The 17,876-nt window shown below is 71.9% G+C and carries 16 protein-coding genes; 3 read left to right on the top strand and 13 right to left on the bottom strand.

All coding sequences use genetic code 11. The annotated features are described in order from the left end of the window. Nucleotides 1–12: 12 nt before the first annotated feature. From ACIBCT_RS14530 to ACIBCT_RS14505, 6 genes are all read right to left on the bottom strand, one after another. Entirely contained in the window at nt 13–387 is a 375-nt protein-coding gene (locus tag ACIBCT_RS14530; protein ID WP_399188471.1) for a transposase, read from the bottom strand. A 111-nt stretch (nt 388–498) separates the two neighbouring features. Further along, nucleotides 499–2,373, bottom strand: coding sequence for an ABC transporter ATP-binding protein (locus ACIBCT_RS14525; RefSeq protein ID WP_399188469.1), 1,875 nt, complete (start codon nt 2,371–2,373; stop codon nt 499–501). Nucleotides 2,374–2,495: 122 nt separating this feature from the next. Beyond that, nucleotides 2,496–3,323 carry an enoyl-CoA hydratase/isomerase family protein gene (locus ACIBCT_RS14520; RefSeq protein WP_399188467.1) on the bottom strand — a complete coding sequence of 276 codons (828 nt, stop codon included), beginning with the start codon at nt 3,321–3,323 and terminating at the stop codon, nt 2,496–2,498. Nucleotides 3,324–3,459: 136 nt separating this feature from the next. Continuing rightward, nucleotides 3,460–3,675 (bottom strand): helix-turn-helix domain-containing protein, encoded by a 216-nt coding sequence (locus ACIBCT_RS14515; RefSeq protein ID WP_344903296.1) that lies wholly within the window; start codon nt 3,673–3,675, stop codon nt 3,460–3,462. A gap of 114 nt (nt 3,676–3,789) precedes the next feature. Beyond that, on the bottom strand, nt 3,790–5,388 hold the full coding sequence (locus ACIBCT_RS14510; protein ID WP_399188465.1) for an ABC-F family ATP-binding cassette domain-containing protein: 1,599 nt from the start codon (nt 5,386–5,388) through the stop codon (nt 3,790–3,792). Between the two features lie 286 nt (nt 5,389–5,674). Then, the gene (locus tag ACIBCT_RS14505; RefSeq protein ID WP_399188463.1) at nt 5,675–6,331 is read right to left on the bottom strand and encodes an acVLRF1 family peptidyl-tRNA hydrolase; all 657 of its coding nucleotides are present in this window, start codon (nt 6,329–6,331) and stop codon (nt 5,675–5,677) included. 130 nt (nt 6,332–6,461) lie between these two features. On the opposite strand from ACIBCT_RS14505, the gene ACIBCT_RS14500 reads away from it, so the two are divergent. The 3 genes from ACIBCT_RS14500 to ACIBCT_RS14490 all read left to right on the top strand — a co-directional run bounded on the left by ACIBCT_RS14500 (nt 6,462) and on the right by ACIBCT_RS14490 (nt 10,054). Further along, on the top strand, nt 6,462–7,610 hold the full coding sequence (locus ACIBCT_RS14500; protein WP_399188461.1) for an EAL domain-containing protein: 1,149 nt from the start codon (nt 6,462–6,464) through the stop codon (nt 7,608–7,610). Nucleotides 7,611–7,790: 180 nt separating this feature from the next. Next, nucleotides 7,791–9,152: an aminotransferase class V-fold PLP-dependent enzyme gene (locus tag ACIBCT_RS14495; RefSeq protein WP_399188459.1), complete on the top strand. Its 1,362-nt coding sequence runs from the start codon at nt 7,791–7,793 to the stop codon at nt 9,150–9,152. Between the two features lie 50 nt (nt 9,153–9,202). After that, nucleotides 9,203–10,054 (top strand): siderophore-interacting protein, encoded by an 852-nt coding sequence (locus ACIBCT_RS14490; RefSeq protein ID WP_399188457.1) that lies wholly within the window; start codon nt 9,203–9,205, stop codon nt 10,052–10,054. 136 nt (nt 10,055–10,190) lie between these two features. On the opposite strand, the gene hisG is transcribed toward ACIBCT_RS14490, so the two are convergent. From hisG to ACIBCT_RS14455, 7 genes are all read right to left on the bottom strand, one after another. Next, nucleotides 10,191–11,036, bottom strand: coding sequence for an ATP phosphoribosyltransferase (gene hisG / locus ACIBCT_RS14485; RefSeq protein WP_399188455.1), 846 nt, complete (start codon nt 11,034–11,036; stop codon nt 10,191–10,193). A gap of 60 nt (nt 11,037–11,096) precedes the next feature. Then, nucleotides 11,097–11,360, bottom strand: a complete 264-nt coding sequence (locus ACIBCT_RS14480) for a phosphoribosyl-ATP diphosphatase (protein WP_399188452.1) — start codon at nt 11,358–11,360, stop codon at nt 11,097–11,099. Nucleotides 11,361–11,538: 178 nt separating this feature from the next. Continuing rightward, nucleotides 11,539–13,986, bottom strand: a complete 2,448-nt coding sequence (locus tag ACIBCT_RS14475; protein ID WP_399188925.1) for a glycoside hydrolase family 2 protein — start codon at nt 13,984–13,986, stop codon at nt 11,539–11,541. A gap of 68 nt (nt 13,987–14,054) precedes the next feature. Further along, on the bottom strand, nt 14,055–14,957 hold the full coding sequence (locus ACIBCT_RS14470) for an ATP-binding cassette domain-containing protein (RefSeq protein ID WP_399188450.1): 903 nt from the start codon (nt 14,955–14,957) through the stop codon (nt 14,055–14,057). A gap of 42 nt (nt 14,958–14,999) precedes the next feature. Next, nucleotides 15,000–15,941 (bottom strand): ABC transporter ATP-binding protein, encoded by a 942-nt coding sequence (locus ACIBCT_RS14465; RefSeq protein WP_399188448.1) that lies wholly within the window; start codon nt 15,939–15,941, stop codon nt 15,000–15,002. Between the two features lie 13 nt (nt 15,942–15,954). Further along, nucleotides 15,955–16,815 (bottom strand): ABC transporter permease, encoded by an 861-nt coding sequence (locus tag ACIBCT_RS14460; RefSeq protein WP_399188446.1) that lies wholly within the window; start codon nt 16,813–16,815, stop codon nt 15,955–15,957. Continuing rightward, nucleotides 16,812–17,807 carry an ABC transporter permease gene (locus ACIBCT_RS14455; protein WP_399188445.1) on the bottom strand — a complete coding sequence of 332 codons (996 nt, stop codon included), beginning with the start codon at nt 17,805–17,807 and terminating at the stop codon, nt 16,812–16,814. The genes ACIBCT_RS14460 and ACIBCT_RS14455 overlap by 4 nt, the downstream gene beginning before the upstream one ends. Nucleotides 17,808–17,876 lie beyond the last annotated feature (69 nt).

Below are 17,876 nucleotides of genomic sequence, written 5' to 3'. Positions count from 1 at the left end.
CCGGCGGGACGCTCACCGGTTCGGCACCTCGAACGTCGCCCAGGGCCGGATGTCCTCCGGTGGGACGGACCGGCGCCCCGTCCGGGCGGCGGGGACACCTCCCACGCTCCCGGCACTTCCGCCGCCGGGGTGCAGGACCTTCAGGATCGTCTCCCAGGTGCCGTCCAGCGTCCAGCGGCGGTGGCGGTTGTAGACGGTCTTCCACTTCCCGTACGTCTCCGGCAGGCTGCGCCAGGAACAGCCGGTCCTGGTGCGGAAGAACACCCCGTCGATGATCGTGCGGTGGTCGGCCCACCGGTTTCCCTGCCGGGCGTGAGCGGGCAGCAGCGGCGCCAGGGACTCCCACTCGTCGTCGGTCAGGTCATCGCGTCTCAGGCGGTCTTCCACGACCCCATGATCTACACCATCGGCGCTTGAAGATCCACTCAGGGCCGTGCCCGGCCGTCCGGGACGGGCCCGGACGACCGGGCACGGACGGCGGGCGGCGTCCCGGTCCCGTCAGGAGGTCTCGCTGAACTGGGTGCGGTAGAGCTCGGCGTAGACCGTGCCCATGGCCAGCAGCTCCTCGTGGCGGCCCCGCTCGGCCACCCGGCCGTCCTGGACCACCAGGATCTGGTCGGCCTCGCGGATCGTGGAGAGCCGGTGGGCGATGACCAGCGAGGTCCGCCCGGCCAGCGCGACCTTCAGGGCCTGCTGGACGGCCGCCTCGGACTCGGAGTCCAGGTGGGCGGTGGCCTCGTCCAGCACGACCACGCGGGGGGCCTTGAGCAGCAGCCTGGCCAGCGCCAGCCGCTGCTTCTCGCCACCGGACAGCCGGTGGCCGCGGTCGCCGACCACGGTCTCCAGCCCGTCGGGCAGGTCCAGGACGAGGTCGGCGATCTGGGCGGCCCGCAGCGCGTCCCAGATCTCCTCCTCGCTCGCCTCGGGCCGCGCGTAGCGGAGGTTGGCCCCGATGGTGTCGTGGAACAGGTGGGCGTCCTGCATGACGACCCCGACGGTGTCGCGCAGCGAGGCCAGGGTGGCGTCGCGCACGTCCAGGCCGTTGACGCGGACCGCGCCGGAGGAGACGTCGTACAGCCGGGAGGCCAGGGCGGTGATGGTCGTCTTGCCCGCGCCCGAGGGGCCGACCAGGGCGACCATCTCGCCGGGACGGGCGGTGAAGGTGACCCCGCGCAGCACCTCGTGGCCCGGCCCGGTGTCGGGGCGGGCCACCGCCTCCAGCGAGGCCAGCGACACCTCCGAGGCCGAGGGGTAGGTGAAGCGGACGTCGTCGAACTCGACCGAGACCGGTCCCGGCGGGATCGGCTCGGCATCGGGCCGCTCGGCGACCATGGGCCGCAGGTCGAGCACCTCGAAGACCCGGTCGAAGCTGACCAGCGCGGTCATCACGTCCACGTGCACGTTCGACAGGCTCGTCAGCGGACCGTACAGGCGCATCAGCAGGGCGGCGAGCGCCACCAGGGTGCCCAGCTCGAAGACGTCGGAGACGGCCAGCACGCCGCCCACGCCGTACACCAGGGCGGTGGCCAGCGCGGCGACCAGGCCGAGGGCGGCGCGGAAGACCGTGCCGTACATGCCGACGGTGACGCCCACGTCGCGCACCCGGCCGGCCTTGCCTGCGAAGGCCGCGGCCTCGTCGGCCGGGCGGCCGTACAGCTTGGCGACCATGGCCCCGGCGACGTTGAACCGCTCGGTCATCATGGAGCTCATCTCGGCGTCGAGCTCCATCTGCTCGCGGGTGAGGCCGGACATCTTCCTGCCGACCCACTTGGCCGGCAGAATGAAGATCGGCAGCAGCACCAGGGCGACGACGGTGATCTGCCAGGACAGCACCAGCATGGCGCCGAGCACCAGCACCAGCATGACCACGTTGGCCACGACCGAGGACAGGGTGCTGGTCAGGGCCCGCTGGGCGCCGATGACGTCGGTGTTGAGCCGGGAGACCAGGGCGCCGGTCTGGGTGCGGGTGAAGAAGGCCACGGGCATCCGCTGGACGTGGTCGAAGACCTCGGTGCGCAGGTTGTAGATCAGGCCCTCGCCGATCCGCGAGGAGAACCAGCGCTGGGCCAGGGTGAGCGCCGCGTCGGCGACCGCCAGGCCCGCGATGACCAGCGCCAGGGCGATCACGACCCCGGTGCGCTTGGTACCGATGCCGTCGTCGATGATCGCCTTCATCAGCAGCGGGTTGGCGATGACGATGACCGAGCCGACCACGACCAGCGCGAGGAAGGCCGCGATGTGCCGGGAGAAGGGACGGGCGTAGCGGGCGATGCGCCGGACGGTGCCGGGTGCCAGACGCTCCTTGGTCACCGAGCTGTCGCGCCGCAGCGAGCGCATCATCTGGGGCCCGAAGCCCCCGCCCATCATCGTCATCCGGCCTCCTTCGTCGATGCGAGCACCGCGAGGGGCACGCCCATTCCCCGATCAGCTCCGGGCGAACACCCGGAGCCGGTGGGAACGCGACCCCCCGTACCCGTCCGGGGGCCACGCGGGGCCTACGCGGGGGCCTTGCCGCCCCCCTCCCCGAAGAGCGCCCTGATCCGTGCGGCCTGCTCGCGGCCCTCGGCCGCGGCCTGCTCGGTCAGGGTGCGGCCGGAGGCGCCCTGAAGCAGCCGTTTGGTCGCCGTCGCGGCGTCACGGTTCGTGGCCAGCAGCGCGGCGCTCAGGTCCCGTACGGCCTCGTCCAGCTCCTCCGGTGCCACGACCAGCTCGGCCAGCCCGATCCGCGCCGCCTCCTGTGCCCCCACGACACGGGCGGTCAGGCAGATCTCGATGGCCCTGGACAGTCCCACCAGGTCGACCAGCGGCTTGGTGCCGGTCAGGTCGGGGACCAGTCCCAGGGCGGGCTCCTTCATGCACAGTTTGGCGTCGTCCGCCAGGACCCGCAGGTCGCAGGCGAGCGCCAGCTGAAACCCCGCACCGATCGCGTGGCCCTGAACCGCTGCCACCGAGACGATGTCGGGACGCCTCAGCCAGAGAAAACCGCGTTGGGCCTGCGTCACCCGGTCGGCGAACGTCGCCTCTCCGAGTGCCGCCGAGGACGCGAACGACCCTTGCCCCGGTACCCCCTCCGGGGTGAACATCCTCAGATCGATCCCCGCCGAGAAGGACGGCCCCTCACCTCTGATCACGACGACCCTCACCTGCTGCGGCAGGCCGTCACCGATGTCCGCCAGGGCCGACCAGGTCGCGAACGTCTGAGCGTTCCGCTTGTCCGGCCGGTCCAGCGTGATCGTCGCGATCTCGCCGTCCACCTCGTAGCGCAGACCGACCTCCTTCAGAGAGATCTCCTCCGCACTCCCCCCGAACGACACTCCCACCATCGCCTCTTCTCCCGCCTTCCGTCTCCGCCTCGCCCGAGCCTATCGACTCTCCAGAATGAGGTTCTACAGGTCCGGGCGGGGACGGCGTCGGCGTGTGGGGGATCGAGCGGCTGCGGTCGCGCGTTCCGAGGCGGGGTCAGCGCTTTGACTTGCCTCGGGTGGCTCCGCCGCGCCCGCGCAGAGTCACACCGGACTCGCTCAGGATGCGGTGGATGAACCCGTATGACCTGCCGGTCGAAGCGGCCAGGGCGCGGATGCTCTCACCTGCGCTGTATCGCTTCTTGAGATCGGAGGCCAGTTTTTCACGATCGGCCCCGGTGACCCGGGTGCCCTTCTTCAGTGTGTCGGCCACGAGTACCTCCTGTAGTGCCAGACTTCCGCAGCGTTACACACGCCATGATCAGTCATTTCAGCGAGATCGGCTACCTACTCCATGGGAAAAGATCCGTACCCGCTCAAATTAAGATCAGGCAAGTGCCACAAGATCGGAAAATTCCTCGCTCCACGCGTCTTCGATTCCGTCAGGCAGCAAGATCACCCTATCGGGCCGTAGAGCCTCCACAGCACCCTCATCATGCGTGACGAGCACAATCGCCCCAGAATAGGACGTTAGCGCCGAAAGCACCTGCTCCCTGCTGGCCGGGTCGAGGTTGTTGGTGGGCTCGTCCAGGAGCAGCACGTTGGCCGCGGACAGCACCAGCGTGGCCAGCGCCAGCCGCGTCTTCTCCCCGCCGGACAGCACCCCCGCCGGCTTGTCCACGTCGTCGCCGGTGAACAGGAACGAGCCCAGGACCTTGCGCAGCTCCACGTCGGGAAGCTCTCCCCCGGCCGAGCGCATGTTCTCCAGCACGGTGCGCTCGGGGTCGATGGTCTCGTGCTCCTGGGCGTAGTAGCCCAGCTTGAGACCGTGGCCGGGCTTGACCGCGCCGGTGTCGGGCTGCTCGATCCCGCCCAGGATGCGCAGAAGGGTGGTCTTGCCCGCGCCGTTCAGGCCCAGGATCACGACCCGGCTCCCCCGGTCCACCGCGGCGTCGACGTCGGTGAAGACCTCCAGCGAGCCGTACGACTTCGACAGCCCCTCGGCCATGATCGGCGTGCGCCCGCACGGGGCGGGCTGGGGGAAGCGCAGCTTGGCGACCTTGTCGCTGCGCCGCTCCACCTCCAGGCCCGAGAGCAGGCGCTCGGCGCGGCGCTGCATGTCCTGCGCGGCCTTGGCCTTGGTGGCCTTGGCGCGCATCTTGTCGGCCTGCGACATCAGGGCCGAGGCCTGCTTCTCGGCGTTGGCGCGCTCACGACGCCTGCGCTTCTCGTCGGTCTCCCGCTGGGCCAGATAGGCCTTCCAGCCGACGTTGTAGGTGTCGATCACCGCGCGGTTGGCGTCCAGGTGCAGGACGCGGTTTACCGTCGCTTCAAGAAGTGACACGTCGTGGCTGATAATGATCAAGCCGCCCTGGTGAGATCGTAAAAAATCACGAAGCCACCCGATTGAGTCTGCATCTAGGTGGTTTGTCGGCTCGTCAAGAAGGAGAGTCTCCGCCCCGCTGAACAGGATCCGGGCCAGTTCCACCCGCCTGCGCTGCCCTCCGGACAGGGTCTCCAGCGGCTGGCCGAGCACCCGGTCGGGCAGGCCGAGGCTGGAGGCGATGGAGGCGGCCTCGGACTCGGCGGCGTACCCGCCCAGCACGTGGAGCCGGTCCTCCAGGCGCCCGTAGGCGCGCACCGCGCGGTCCCGGGTGCGGTCGTCGGCCGAGGACATGCCGAGCTCGGCCTCGCGCAGCTCGTTCAGCACCTGGTCGAGCCCGCGGGCCGACAGGATCCGGTCGCGGGCCAGCACGTGCAGGTCACCGGTACGGGGGTCCTGGGGCAGGTAGCCGACCTCGCCGGTGATGGAGACCGTGCCGCTCGCGGGCATCCCCTCCCCGGCGAGCACCCGGGTCAGCGTCGTCTTGCCGGCCCCGTTGCGGCCGACGAGCCCGATCTTGTCGCCCGGGTTGACCCGGAACGAGGCACCCTCGATGAGCAGCCGCGCGCCGGCCCTCAGCTCGATGTCAGAAGCTACGATCATGGTTGGAGAACACTCCCAGCAGGAAATACACAGGTCCGCTTCACTGTGGCCGAACCCGCCGCGCCCTGTGTCTCCCGGCTCTCGGCTCGGCCGTCTCGCCTTCGTCGGACGACGGTCAATCGGGAGTGCGCATACCGATCAGTGTACGGCGCGTCACCGGCCCTCTTCCCCCCATTAAGCGGAGGCCCTCACCCGGACACGGCCCGATCACGCGGAACCGGCCGTCCCCGCGCGGCCCCGGCCCTACGGGACCGGTCGTCCCGGTGCGGACCCGGCCGGGCGAGGGCTAGGCGGGGTCGGTCACCCGGATGCGGACCGCGCGGAACTGGGCCGGGGTGTCCTTGAGCACCACCAGCCGCGGGTCCGGGACGGTCAGGAAGGGCTCGGCCTCCAGCGCGAAGACCGGCGCCAGCCTGCGGTCGGGCCGCAGCGCGTCCACCGCCCGCCGGTCACCGCCCAGCACCACCGCCTCCAGCCCGTCCGCGTACGGGACCAGGATCCGCAGCGCCACCTCGGCCGCGGCCTCGTGCGCCTGGTCCACCTGCTTCTCCCTGCGCCGGGCGAAGCGGCGCTGGGACCAGCCGCCCGCGGCGCTGCGCCCGTGCACCTGCCGCGAGCCGACCTTGGAGGAGACCAGCTCCTCCCCCTGGAAGATCCCGGCCGCGTGACCGCCCAGCCGCACCAGCAGCACGCCGATCCTGCGCTCGGTGCGCACGTGGGTGACCAGCCGGCCCAGCGGCCCGCCCCCGGAGCCGGTCAGCGGCGGGAAGGGCACCTGGCACTCGGCCACCGCGCCGTCCGCGCCCGCCAGCCGCACCACGCCGGGCGAGGCCGTCACCTCCGGCGGGCCGTGCCGGTCGACGAAGCCGTCGATCCAGCGGTTGAGCCGCTCGGGTGCCACCGAGACCCAGCGGCCTCCCCCCTTGGCCGGTCGCGACGTCATGGAACGAGACACTACCGGGCGCCCCGGCGAGCCCGCGATCTCACCGAACGATCACAACGGATGGCGAAATATCGGTGAACATAACTGTGCGTCACTTTCGTGACGGTAAGGGATGCTCCATGATCTGAACGTGACGACCAGAGCGCACACCGTCCCGCACACCCCCGCGCCGCCCCTGACAGCGCCCGCCCCGGGGGCCCCGGCGGGGACGCCGGGAGCGGCCCCGGCGGGCGTCACACCCGTCGTCGACCTCGACACCGGGGGCGTCATCGCGCTCCAGGCCGACGGCGGGCACCGGGGGAACATCTCCTCCACCGTCGAGACGGTACGCGCCCTGGCCGGGGGCGACGTCCCGCTCCCGCTGCTGCTGACCCTGCCGACGTCCGCGGTCATCGGCGGATCGGCTGCGCTGGCACCGCTGCACGAGGCCCTGCGCGCGTCCGGCCGGCGTCCCCGCGAGGTGATCCTCACCGTGCGCGGCGACTTCGCGCAGTTCGAGCGCGGCTCCCTGCTCACCGGGCTGGACGGCCTGCGCGCCATCGGCTACCTCATCGCGGTGGGCGAGCTGGGCTGCGGCCACATCCCGCTCGACCTGCTCGCCGACGCGGTGCCGTACCTGGCGGTGCTCTCCCGCGACCTGGTCGCCCAGGCGGCCCGCGACCCGCGCCGCGCCGCGATCGGCGAGGGCCTGGCCGCCCTCGCCCGCGGAACGGGGGCGCACGTGCTGGCCCCCGGGGTGAACGACGAGGCGCAGCTCGCCGCGGTCCGCGGCTGGGGGGTACGGCTGGCGCACGGGCCGCTGCTGACCCCGGGCCCGTCCGGCCGCGTGCGCGTGCCGCTGCCCGTCGTCGAGCGGAAGGCGGCGGGGGCCGCGCTCGGCCCGCGCGTCCAGGAGTTCCTGCTCCCCGCGGTCACTCTCCCGCAGGAGGCGAGCGCCGAGGCCGTGGTCAACGCCTTCGGCGGCGAGCCGTCGATCACCAGCGTGATCCTCGTCGACGAGTACCAGCGCCCCACGGGCAGCCTCGACCGCAGCCGCTTCCTGCTCTCCATCGCCGGCCGCTTCGGCCACGCCCTGCACGGCAGGAAGCCGGCCGGACGGCTGGCCGACCCGGCCCGCACGGTCCCCAGGACCACCCCGGTGATCGCGGCCATGCAGGTCGCGGGCCGGGACGCCGAGCGCGTCTACGACGACCTGGTCGTCACCGACGAGGTCGGCCGCTGCATGGGCGTCGTCCGGGTCGCCGACCTGATCCGCCAGGTCGCGGTCATGCGCCACTGACCCTCCGGAACGCTCCATCACCCCCGCCCGTCGTTTCACCGTGCCGACCCCTTTACGTTGTAGATTCATTACGGCGCCCCTTGGCAGGCGCGCATGATCCCGATAGGAAGGGGCGTACAGGGCAGAAGGTCACGGTCAGGACGGCGATCGGGGCCGCGGGCGGGGCGACAGGGGCACGGCATGGACCATCAGGGACCTGGCGTCGGACGGCGCGGACTGCTCGGGGCCGGGCTGCTGGGCGCGGGGGCGCTGGCCGGGGCCGCGCTGACCGGCTGCACCTCCGACGCCGCCTCCCCTCCCCCCGACCCCGCGACCGGGAGGCGGCCGCCGCCCTTCGACCCCCAGGACTGGGAGTCGGTACGCGCCCAGTTCCCGCTCGACCCCTCCCACGCCCAGTTCGCCGCCTACGTGCTGGCCGCCCACCCGGCACCGGTGCGGCGGGCCATCGAGGAGCACCGGCGCGGCCTGGACACCGACACCGACGCCTACCTGCACGGCGAGGACCGGGAGGACGCCGTGCGCGAGGCCGCCGCGGCCTACCTGGGCGCCGACGCCCCCGACGTGGCGCTGACCGACAGCACCACGATGGGCCTCGGCCTGCTCTACGGCGGCATGCGGCTGCTGCCGGGCCAGGACGTGCTCACCACCGAGCACGACTTCTACGCCACCCACGAGAGCCTGCGGCTGCTCACCGCCAGGACCGGCGCCCCGGTGCGCAGGGTCCGCCTGTACGACGACCCGGCCACGGCCTCGGCCGACGAGATCGTCTCCCGGCTCAAGGCCGGGCTCGGCCCCAGGACCCGGGTGGTGGCGATCACCTGGGTGCACTCGGGCACCGGGGTGCGGACACCGGTCAGGGCGATCGCCGACATGATCGCCGAGGCCAACCGGGACAGGGACGCCGCCGACCGGGCGCTGCTCTGCGTGGACGGGGTGCACGGCCTCGGCGCCGTGGCCGACGAGGCCGCGGAGCTGGGCTGCGACTTCCTGGTCGCGGGCACCCACAAGTGGCTGTTCGGCCCCCGGGGCACCGGCGTGCTGTGGGGACGGGGACGGGCCTGGGACGCGATGCTCCCGGTGATCCCCACCTTCTCCGGCAGGCTCGACCTCCAGGCCGGCGACGAGGCCGGGCGGTCGTACCGGCCGTACGGGCCGGGCGGGCTGGTCGCCACCCCGGGCGGCTACCACAGCTTCGAGCACCGCTGGGCGCTGAGCGAGGCGTTCGGCTTCCACCGGGCGATCGGCAGGGAACGGGTGGCCGCCAGGATCACCGAGCAGGCCACCCGGCTCAAGGCGGGACTGGCCGCCCTGCCCAACGTGCGGCTGGTCACCCCGGTCTCCCCCGAGCTGTCGGCCGGGCTGGTCTGCTGCGAGATCGACGGCGTGGACGCCCCGGTCGCCGCGGGCAGGCTGCGCAGGGAGCACCGGATCGTCACCAGCGTCACCCCCTACCGGGAGGTCTACCTGCGCTTCGGTCCCGGGATCGTCACCACCCCCGAGCAGGTCGACCAGGCCGTCAAGGCCGTCGCCACCCTCCGGTGACGTAAGGTGAGACTTAGGCTTACCTAACTCGTACCCCCGGGAGTGACCACATGGCAGACGACAAGGCTGAACGCCCCGCGCGGAAGGTGACGACCGGCCGGGTCCTGCGCACCGAACGGCTCACCCCGCACATGATCCGGGTGGTGCTCGGCGGTGAGGGCCTGGCCGGTTTCAGCGCCGACGAGTACACCGACCACTACGTGAAGCTGCTGTTCGCCCCGGCCGGGGTGAGCTACCCGCAGCCGTTCGACATGGAGGCCGTCCGCCGCGACCTGCCCCGCGAGCAGTGGCCCACCACCCGCACCTACACCGTCCGCCGCTGGGACGCCGAGGCGGGCGAGCTGACGATCGACTTCGTCCACCACGGCGACAGCGGCCTCGCCGGGCCGTGGGCCGACCGGGCCCGGCCCGGCGACGAGCTGCACTTCTTCGGCCCCGGTGGCGCGTACACCCCGGACCCCGAGGCCGACTGGCACCTGCTCGCCGGTGACGAGAGCGCGCTGCCGGCCATCGCCGTCGCCCTGGAGCACCTGCCCGCCGGGGCCCCGGCCTGGGCCTTCATCGAGGTCGCCGGTCCCGAGGAGGAGCAGCGGCTCGACTCCCCCGGCGACGTGAAGATCGTCTGGCTGCACCGGGGGGACGCCCCGTACGGCGAGGCGCTGGTCACGGCGGTCCGCGAGCTCGACTTCCCCGACGGCGTCGTGCACGCCTTCGTGCACGGCGAGGCCGGTGCCGTCCGCGACATCAGGCGCCACCTGCGCACCGAGCGCGGCATCCCGCTGTCGCGGCTGTCCATCTCGGGCTACTGGCGGCTGGGCCGCGACGACGAGGCGTGGCGCTCCTCCAAGCGCGAGTGGAACGAGCAGATCGAGGCCGAGGAGGCCGCGGCCCTGTCCTCCTGAGTCCTCCTGAGCCCTTCTGGACCCGGTCGCCACCGGGCCGGACGCGCCGGGCCGGGCGTCACCGGCCCGGTCGTGCCCGGCACGGCGCGCCGGATGCGACGGGCCGGACGGGTCGCGTCGGGTCGGACGCGAAGCGTCAGACGCGGCAGGCGAAGATGGCGGTCACCAGGATGGCCTTGGCGCCGATCTCCGAGAGCTCGTCCATGATCTGCTGGTGTCCCTTGCGCGGCACCATGGCGCGGACCGCGACCCAGCCCTCCCGGTGCAGCGGGGAGACCGTCGGGCCCTCCATGCCGGGGGTGAGCGTGATGGCCTCCTCGATCCGCTCGGCGCGGATGTCGTAGTCCATCATCACGTAGTCGCGCGCCATCAGCACGCCCTGCAGGCGGCGGATGAGCTGGCGCAGGCCGGGCGTCTCGGCCGCCCCGACCTGCTTGATCAGCACACCCTCGGACTGCGCGATCGGCTCGCCGAAGACCTCCAGGCCGATGTTGCGCAGCGTGGTGCCGGTCTCCACGACGTCGGCCACCGCGTCGGCCACGCCGAGCCGGATGGCGGTCTCGACCGCGCCGTCCAGCTTGATCACCCGGGCCTCGACGCCCCGCTCGGCGAGGTAGGACTCCAGCAGGCCCGCGTACGCGGTGGCGATGCGCCTGCCCTTGAGGTCGGCGACGGAGTCGAAGTCGCCGGGGTTGGCGGCGAAGCGGAAGGTGGAGCGGCCGAAGCCGAGCGGGATGAGCTCCTCCACCTGCGCCCCGGAGTCGTGCAGCATGTCACGGCCGGTGATCCCGGCGTCCAGGGTGCCCTCGCCGACGTAGACGGCGATGTCCTTGGGACGCAGGAAGAACAGCTCGCAGGAGTTCTCCGGGTCGACGACCACGAGCTCCTTGCTGTCCTTGCGGGCCCGGTATCCGGCTTCCTTGAGGATCGTCTGGGCACCCTCGGTGAGGGCGCCCTTGTTGGGTACGGCGAGACGGAGCATGACGGGTTTCCTTAGGTGTGGACGGGATCTGCCTGCGAGACCGGAGCCGGGCGCACCGGCTCACAGATGCTTGTAGACCTCGTCCAGCCCGATCCCCTTGGCGATCATGAGGACCTGCACGTGGTAGAGGAGCTGGGAGATCTCCTCGGCCGCCCGCTCGTTCGACTCGTGCTCGGCCGCCATCCAGCTCTCGGCGGCCTCCTCCACGACCTTCTTGCCGATGGCATGGACCCCGGCGTCCAGCGCGGCCACGGTGCCCGAGCCCTCGGGCCGGGTGCGCGCCTTTTCGGACAGCTCGGCGTACAGCTCTTCGAAGGTCTTCATGATCTCTCTCGGCGTCGTCGGATGTGCGCGTCAAGCCTAACGGGCCGCCCGGCCTCCGCGTGTGCGGGTCCACGCTCCGGGACGCCGCAGGTCCGCCGATCGGGCGGCCCCGCCGGTGATCCGGGGCCGCCCGGTGACCGGACACGGGGCCGCGCCCCGGGCGGGCCGGGCGGGCCGTTCAGTCGTTGACGCAGCGCAGGACCGGGCGGGTGACGAGCGCGGCCGGGTCGAGCGCGCGTTCGGTGGCGACGTGGAAGGTGACGCTCTCCCCGGGGAGCAGCGTCACCAGCATGTCGTCGACCGAGGCGGCCGGGTCGAGACGGTCGGGGAACAGCGCCAGCTCGCGCAGGAGGGTCACGGCCGTGACGGTGACGTCCAGACCGCCCCGCACCGGGGTCACCTCGGTACGGTGGGCCGCGGCCGGGAAGGCGACCCGGGTGTCCTCGGCGAAGAACGAGACCGCGCGCCGGTCGCCCAGCCGGGCCAGCAGCAGCTCGGCCGCGGGATCGCCCGGGACCGCGACCGGGCCGGGCAGCGGGATCGTGGCCACCGAGCGGGGACCCACCTCGACGACGGACGTCTCCTTGGCCAGCGGCTCACCGTCCAGGCCGAGCCGCAGCAGCTCCAGCTCGCCCGCCCACGGCTGCGGGCCGTCGTTGATCACGACCACGGCACCGTCGACGACGCTCAGCAGCCGGTCGTCGTAGACGCGGCGCAGCGCGTACCACAGCGGCTTGCGCCGCCCGGCGCCGTCGACGGCCGACCAGGAGGTGACCGGCCAGCAGTCGTTGAGCTGCCACAGAATCGTGCCCGAGCAGTACGGGGCCAGCGCGCGGAAGCGCTCGATGCCGTGGACGACCGCCCTGGCCTGGTTGAGCTGGGTCAGGTAGTGCCAGTCGTCGTAGGCGCCCGGTGCGGGCAGGTGCTCGCCCAGGCCGCGCAGCAGCTTGGCGTTGCCCTCGTGCGCCTTCTGGTGGTGCAGCACCAGGGGCGCGTCCGGGGCCAGCTCCCCGCTGACGGCGGCGCGCAGCGTGGCGTGCACCGGCGGGCCCTGGAAGCCGAACTCGGCCACGAAGCGGGGCCGGTAGTCGCCGTAGCGGGTGTAGTCCTCGCGGTTCCACACGTCCCAGATGTGCAGGGTGCCGCGCGAGGGGTCGTTGGGCGGCAGGTCGGGGTCGCCGGAGTAGGGGCTGCCCGGCCAGTAGGGACGGGTGGGGTCCAGCCCGGCCACGACCGCGGGAAGCAGGTCGTGGAAGAAACCCGCCCCCCAGGTGCGCTCGCCCAGGCTGTCGCGCCAGCCCCAGTCGGCGTGTCCCTCCAGCACCTCGTTGTTGCCGCACCACAGCACCAGCGAGGGACGCCAGGCCAGCCGGGCGACGTTCTCGCGCGCCTCGGCCTCGACCTCGGAGGCGAAGGGCTCCTCCTCGGGGTAGGCCGCACAGGCGAACGGGAAGTCCTGCCAGACGAGCAGGCCCAGCTCGTCGGCCAGGTCGTAGAAGTCCTCGCTCTCGTACAGGCCGCCGCCCCAGACCCGCAGCAGGTTGACGTTCGCGCCGACGGCCTGGCCGAAGCGCTCGGCCAGCCGCTCGCGGGTGATCCGGGACGGGAAGCAGTCGTCGGGGATCCAGTTGACGCCGCGCACGAACACCGGCACGTCGTTGACGACCAGACTGAAGGCGTCGTCGGCCCGGTCCAGCCGCACGTCGCGGAAACCGATCAGGCCCCTCCACCGCTCCCCGCCTTCTTGGGACCTCTGGGGCCTTTCGGGCGTCTCGGGCGTCTCGGGCGTCTCGTCGTCGAGGCCGACCGTGAGCTCGTGGCGGTGCGGGGCGCCGTACCCGCGCGGCCACCAGCGCTCCGCGTCCGGGACCCGCAGCGTCAGGACGGCCTCGCGCTCGCCCGGCACCGGCCGCACCTCGCACCGGACGCCCGCGACCGAGGCCGTCACGGTCACGGGGGTCCCACCGGGCGACGAGGGCCCGCCGGAGTGCTCAAGGGTGACGTGCACCTCGACCAGGCCGTCCGGCCCGTCGGTGCGCACCAGCGGCCGGACCCCGGCCAGCCGGGTCCCGCTCCACGAGTGCAGCCCGATCGGCCGCCAGACGCCGGAGGTGACCACGGCCGGCCCCCAGTCCCAGCCGAAGTTGCAGGCCATCTTGCGGATGAACTGGTACGGCGCCTCGTAGGCACCGGGCCGCTCCCCCAGCTCGGCCCGGCGTGCCTCGGCGTAGGCCACCGGGGAGTCGAAGCGGACCCGCAGCGTGTTGCCGCCCTCGCGCAGCAGCTCGCGCACGGGCAGCCGGTAGGAGCGGTGCTGGTTGGCCGTGGACGCGACCCGTACCCCGTTGAGTTCGACCGTGGCGACGGTGTCCAGGCCCTCGCAGACCAGGTCGGCGCGCTCGTGCCCGTCGTCGTGCCAGTCGAAGACCGTCTCGTACTCCCAGGCCGAGCGGCCGATCCAGGTCAGCCGGTTCTCGTTGTCGTCCAGGTAGGGGTCCTCGATGAGCCCGGCGGCCAGCAGGTCGGTGTGCACGCACCCCGGCACCGTGGCCGGGACGCCGGAGACGTCCCCGTCCACCTGGCGCAGGGTCCACCCGTCGTGCAGCGGACGGTAGGTGCTGCTCAACCCGGTGCTCAACCCGGTGCTCAACCCGGTGCTCAACCCGGTGCTCGGCTCGGTGCTCGGCTCGGTGCTCAACTCGCGCTCCTCAGCGATGCGGTCCCGGCGTCGGCGCGCCGGACGAGATGGCCGGGCTCGGCCTCCACCAGCGCGGAGGCCCCCTTCCGGTCGTCCGGCTCGGGCACCTCGGCGGACCCGGTGTCCTCCTCGCCGCCCCACCGCGCGGTCAGCCTCGGCACCGACGACAGCAGCCTGATCGTGTACGGGTGCAGGGGGTTGCCGAAGACGGCCGCGGTCGAGCCCGACTCGACGACCCGCCCCCGGTAGAGCACCACGGCCCGCTCGCTGATGTAGTTGCCCAGCGACAGGTCGTGGGTGACGAACAGCACGCCCAGCCCGCGCGCCTTGAGGTCGGCGAGCAGGTTGAGCACGTCGATCCTGGTGGACGCGTCCAGCATGCTGGTGATCTCGTCGGCGACCAGGTACCGCAGGTCGAGCAGCAGCGCCCTGGCGATCAGCAGGCGCTGCAGCTGGCCGCCGCTGAGCTGGTGCGGGTAGCGGCCCAGGATCTGGCCGGGGTCGAGGCCGACGTCCTTGAGAGAGGTCTCGATCCTGCCCTGCCACTCGGAGTCGGCGACGCCGGGGAAGTACTCGTTCCTGATCATCGCGAGCACCCGGTCGGCCTTGAAGACCGGGTTGTAGCAGCTGAACGGGTCCTGGAAGACGCCCTGCACGTGCCGGTAGTACGCCTTGCCCGGCCTGGCCCGCTCGCCGTCGAGGGTGATCCTTCCCTTCGTCGGGGAGAGCAGCCCGAGGACCGTCTTGCCGAGGGTCGTCTTGCCGCTGCCGCTCTCGCCGATGAGGGAGACCACCTCCCCCGGTGCCAGGTCGAGGCTCACGTCGTCGACGGCGGTGAGGGTGGAGGTGCCGAAGGCACCGACCCGGTAGGTCTTGGTGACCCCTTCGAGGCTCAGCATCGTCTCACTCCTGCGGGCGCGTACGGGCTCGGCGCGGGCATGTCAGGCCTTCCAACAGGCGACGTGGTGGCCGGGGGCGACCTCGATCGGCGGGGGTTCCTCGGCGCACCGCTCGAAGGCCAGCGGGCAGCGGTCCCGGAACCGGCAGCCCGTGGGCGGGTCGAGCAGCGAGGGCGGCCTGCCGGGGATGCCCGACAGCCTGCGCTCGGCGTGCCGGACACCGACCTCGGGCAGCGAGGAGATGAGCATCCGGGTGTACGGGTGGCGCGGCTCGCTGACGATCACGCCCGCCGGGGCCTTCTCGGCCAGCTTCCCGGCGTACATGATCATGATCGTGTCGGCGATCTGGTAGGTCAGCGAGATGTCGTGGGTGATGAAGATCATGCTGCGGACGAAGCCGCGGTCCCGGAACTCCACCAGGGTCCTGGCCACGGCCTTCTGGGTGGACACGTCGAGCGCGGAGGTGATCTCGTCCGCGATCAGCAGGGACGGGTCGAGCAGGGTGGAGATGACCATCACCATCCGCTGCTTCATCCCGCCGGACAGCTCGATCGGGTAGCGCCCGAGCACGTCGCGCGGGAGCTCCACCAGGTCCAGGCGGCGTTCCAGCTCGGCGAGGTCCAGCTTCTCGCCCCGGGAGGCGAGCAGCTCGCCGACCATCTTCCCGATCTTCCGGGTGGGGTTCATCGCGCTCATCGAGTACTGCGGGATGAGCGACACCCTGGCGAAGCGGAAGCGGTTCATCCGGCGGTCGTCGCCGATCGGCAGCTCCTCGCCGTCCAGCTCGGCGGTGCCCCCGGCCAGCCGCATCCGGCCGTCCATCCTGATCAGGCTCTTGCCCAGGGTCGTCTTGCCGCACCCGGACTCGCCCGCCAGGCCGAGGATCTCGCCGTCGGCGACGTCGAAGCCGACGCCGTCGAGGGCCTTCACCTCACCGCGCAGGGTCCTGTAGTGGACCCTCAGGTCGCGCACGCTCAGGGTCATGTGCTCTCCTCCACTACAGCTCCCTCAGCCGGGGGTTGAAGACCTCGTCCAGGCCGACGTTCATCACGTACAGGGCGCCGACGATCGCGGTGATCCCGGCGCCGGGCGGGATGAACCACCACCACATCCCCAGGTGCAGGGCGCTCCAGCGGGCCGCGTTGTTGAGCATCAGGCCGAGCGAGATGCCCTGGCTGGGCCCGAGCCCGATGAAGTCGAGCGAGGCCGCGATCAGGATCGACCCGCCGAACAGCAGGATGAAGGTCATGAAGAGGTACGAGTTCATGTTGGGCGCGATCTCGCGAGCGATGATCTTCCAGGTGCGCACCCCGCTGAGCCTGGCCAGGTCCACGAAGTCGCGCGAGCGCAGCGAGAAGGTCTGGGCCCTGATGGCCCTGGCCGCCCACGGCCAGGAGGTCAGGCCGATGAACAGCGCCTGCACGCCCACGCTGCGCACGCCGAGGTAGGCGTTGACGATCAGCAGCACCGCGAGCGCCGGCAGCACCAGGACGATGTTGGTGAGCATGTTCAGCACCTCGTCGACGATCCCGCCCCGGTACCCGGCGGTGAAGCCGATCGTCATGCCGATGATCGCGGCCAGCCCGCCGCCGAGCGCCCCCACGATGAAGGTGGAGCGCAGCCCGTAGACGAACTGGGCGAAGATGTCCTGGCCGAACATGGTGGTGCCGAACCAGTTCTGCGCCGAGGGCGGCGAGGCCGGGGCGGCGACGTAGGCGTTGGGGTCCTGGCCGCCGAGCAGCGGGGCCGCCGCGGCCAGGAGCAGCAGCGGGACCAGCACGGCCAGGCCGGCCAGCAGCTTGCCGTTGCGGACCGCGAAGTACAGGCCCTCGCGCCGTCGCGCGGGAACGGCCGTCACGTCGCCTCCCCTCCCATGCCGATCCTGGTACGCGGGTCGACCAGGACGTAGACGATGTCGATGACGAAGTTGGCGACCAGCACGCCCACCACGATGAACAGGAAGGCACCCTGGAGCAGGAAGAAGTCCTGGTTCTGGATCGCCTTGAGGATCAGGTGGCCCAGCCCCGGATAGGAGAAGACGATCTCGGTGACCAGCGCCCCGGCCACCAGCACGCCCAGCTGCAGGGCCAGGCCGGTGATCTGCGGCAGCACCGCGTTCCTGAACGCGTAGCGGCGGATGAGCCTGCGCGGCGCGCCGAGCGAGGCGAGGTAGGTGGAGTAGTCCGCCTCCAGCTCGTAGATGATCATGTTGCGCATGCCGATGGCCCAGCCGCCGAACGCGACCAGGAACAGCGAGGCGAACGGCAGGAACCAGTGCAGCGCCAGGTCCCCGACGAACTCCCACGACCAGTTGGGCCGCATCGAGAAGCTGTAGCCGCCCGAGACGGGGAAGATCCCGGCCACCACGCCCAGCCCCCAGGCCAGCAGGATGGCCAGCCACATGTACGGGGTGGCGGTCAGTACGTACCCGATGGGCAGCGCGGTGTTGTCGAGCCACTTGCGCCGGGCCGCGAAGGCGCCGAACCTGTTGCCCGCCCACCAGCTCAGCAGGATCGACGGGATGAGCAGCGCCAGCGTGTACGGCACCGCCCGCATGATGAGGTCGGTCACCGGGGTGGGGAACACCCAGATGCTGATCCCCAGGTCACCCCGGAACAGCGCGGCCCAGAAGTTGCCGTACTGCTGCCACAAAGGCAGGTCGAGGCCGAACAGTGCGGTGTAGTGGGCGCGCATCGCCTCCACCGCGGCCGGCTGGGACACGTTGGCCCGCGACAGCATGCTCTGCACCGGGTCGCCCGGCATGAAGCGCGGGATCATCCAGTTGACGGTGACGGCCACCAGGAAGGTCAGCCCGTAGACCAGCAGTTTCCGGCCGAAGTAACGTCGCACGCGATCCTCCAGAATCGGCGAGATGGGCCCCCTCCCGCGCGCCGGGCGCGGGAGGGGGCGAGGATCGCG

The sequence above is a fragment of the Streptosporangium sp. NPDC050855 genome (assembly GCF_044456585.1).
GTDB lineage: Bacteria > Actinomycetota > Actinomycetes > Streptosporangiales > Streptosporangiaceae > Streptosporangium > Streptosporangium longisporum.
The sequence above is the reverse complement of the archived record's forward strand: the minus strand, read 5'-3'. Positions and strand labels throughout refer to the sequence as shown.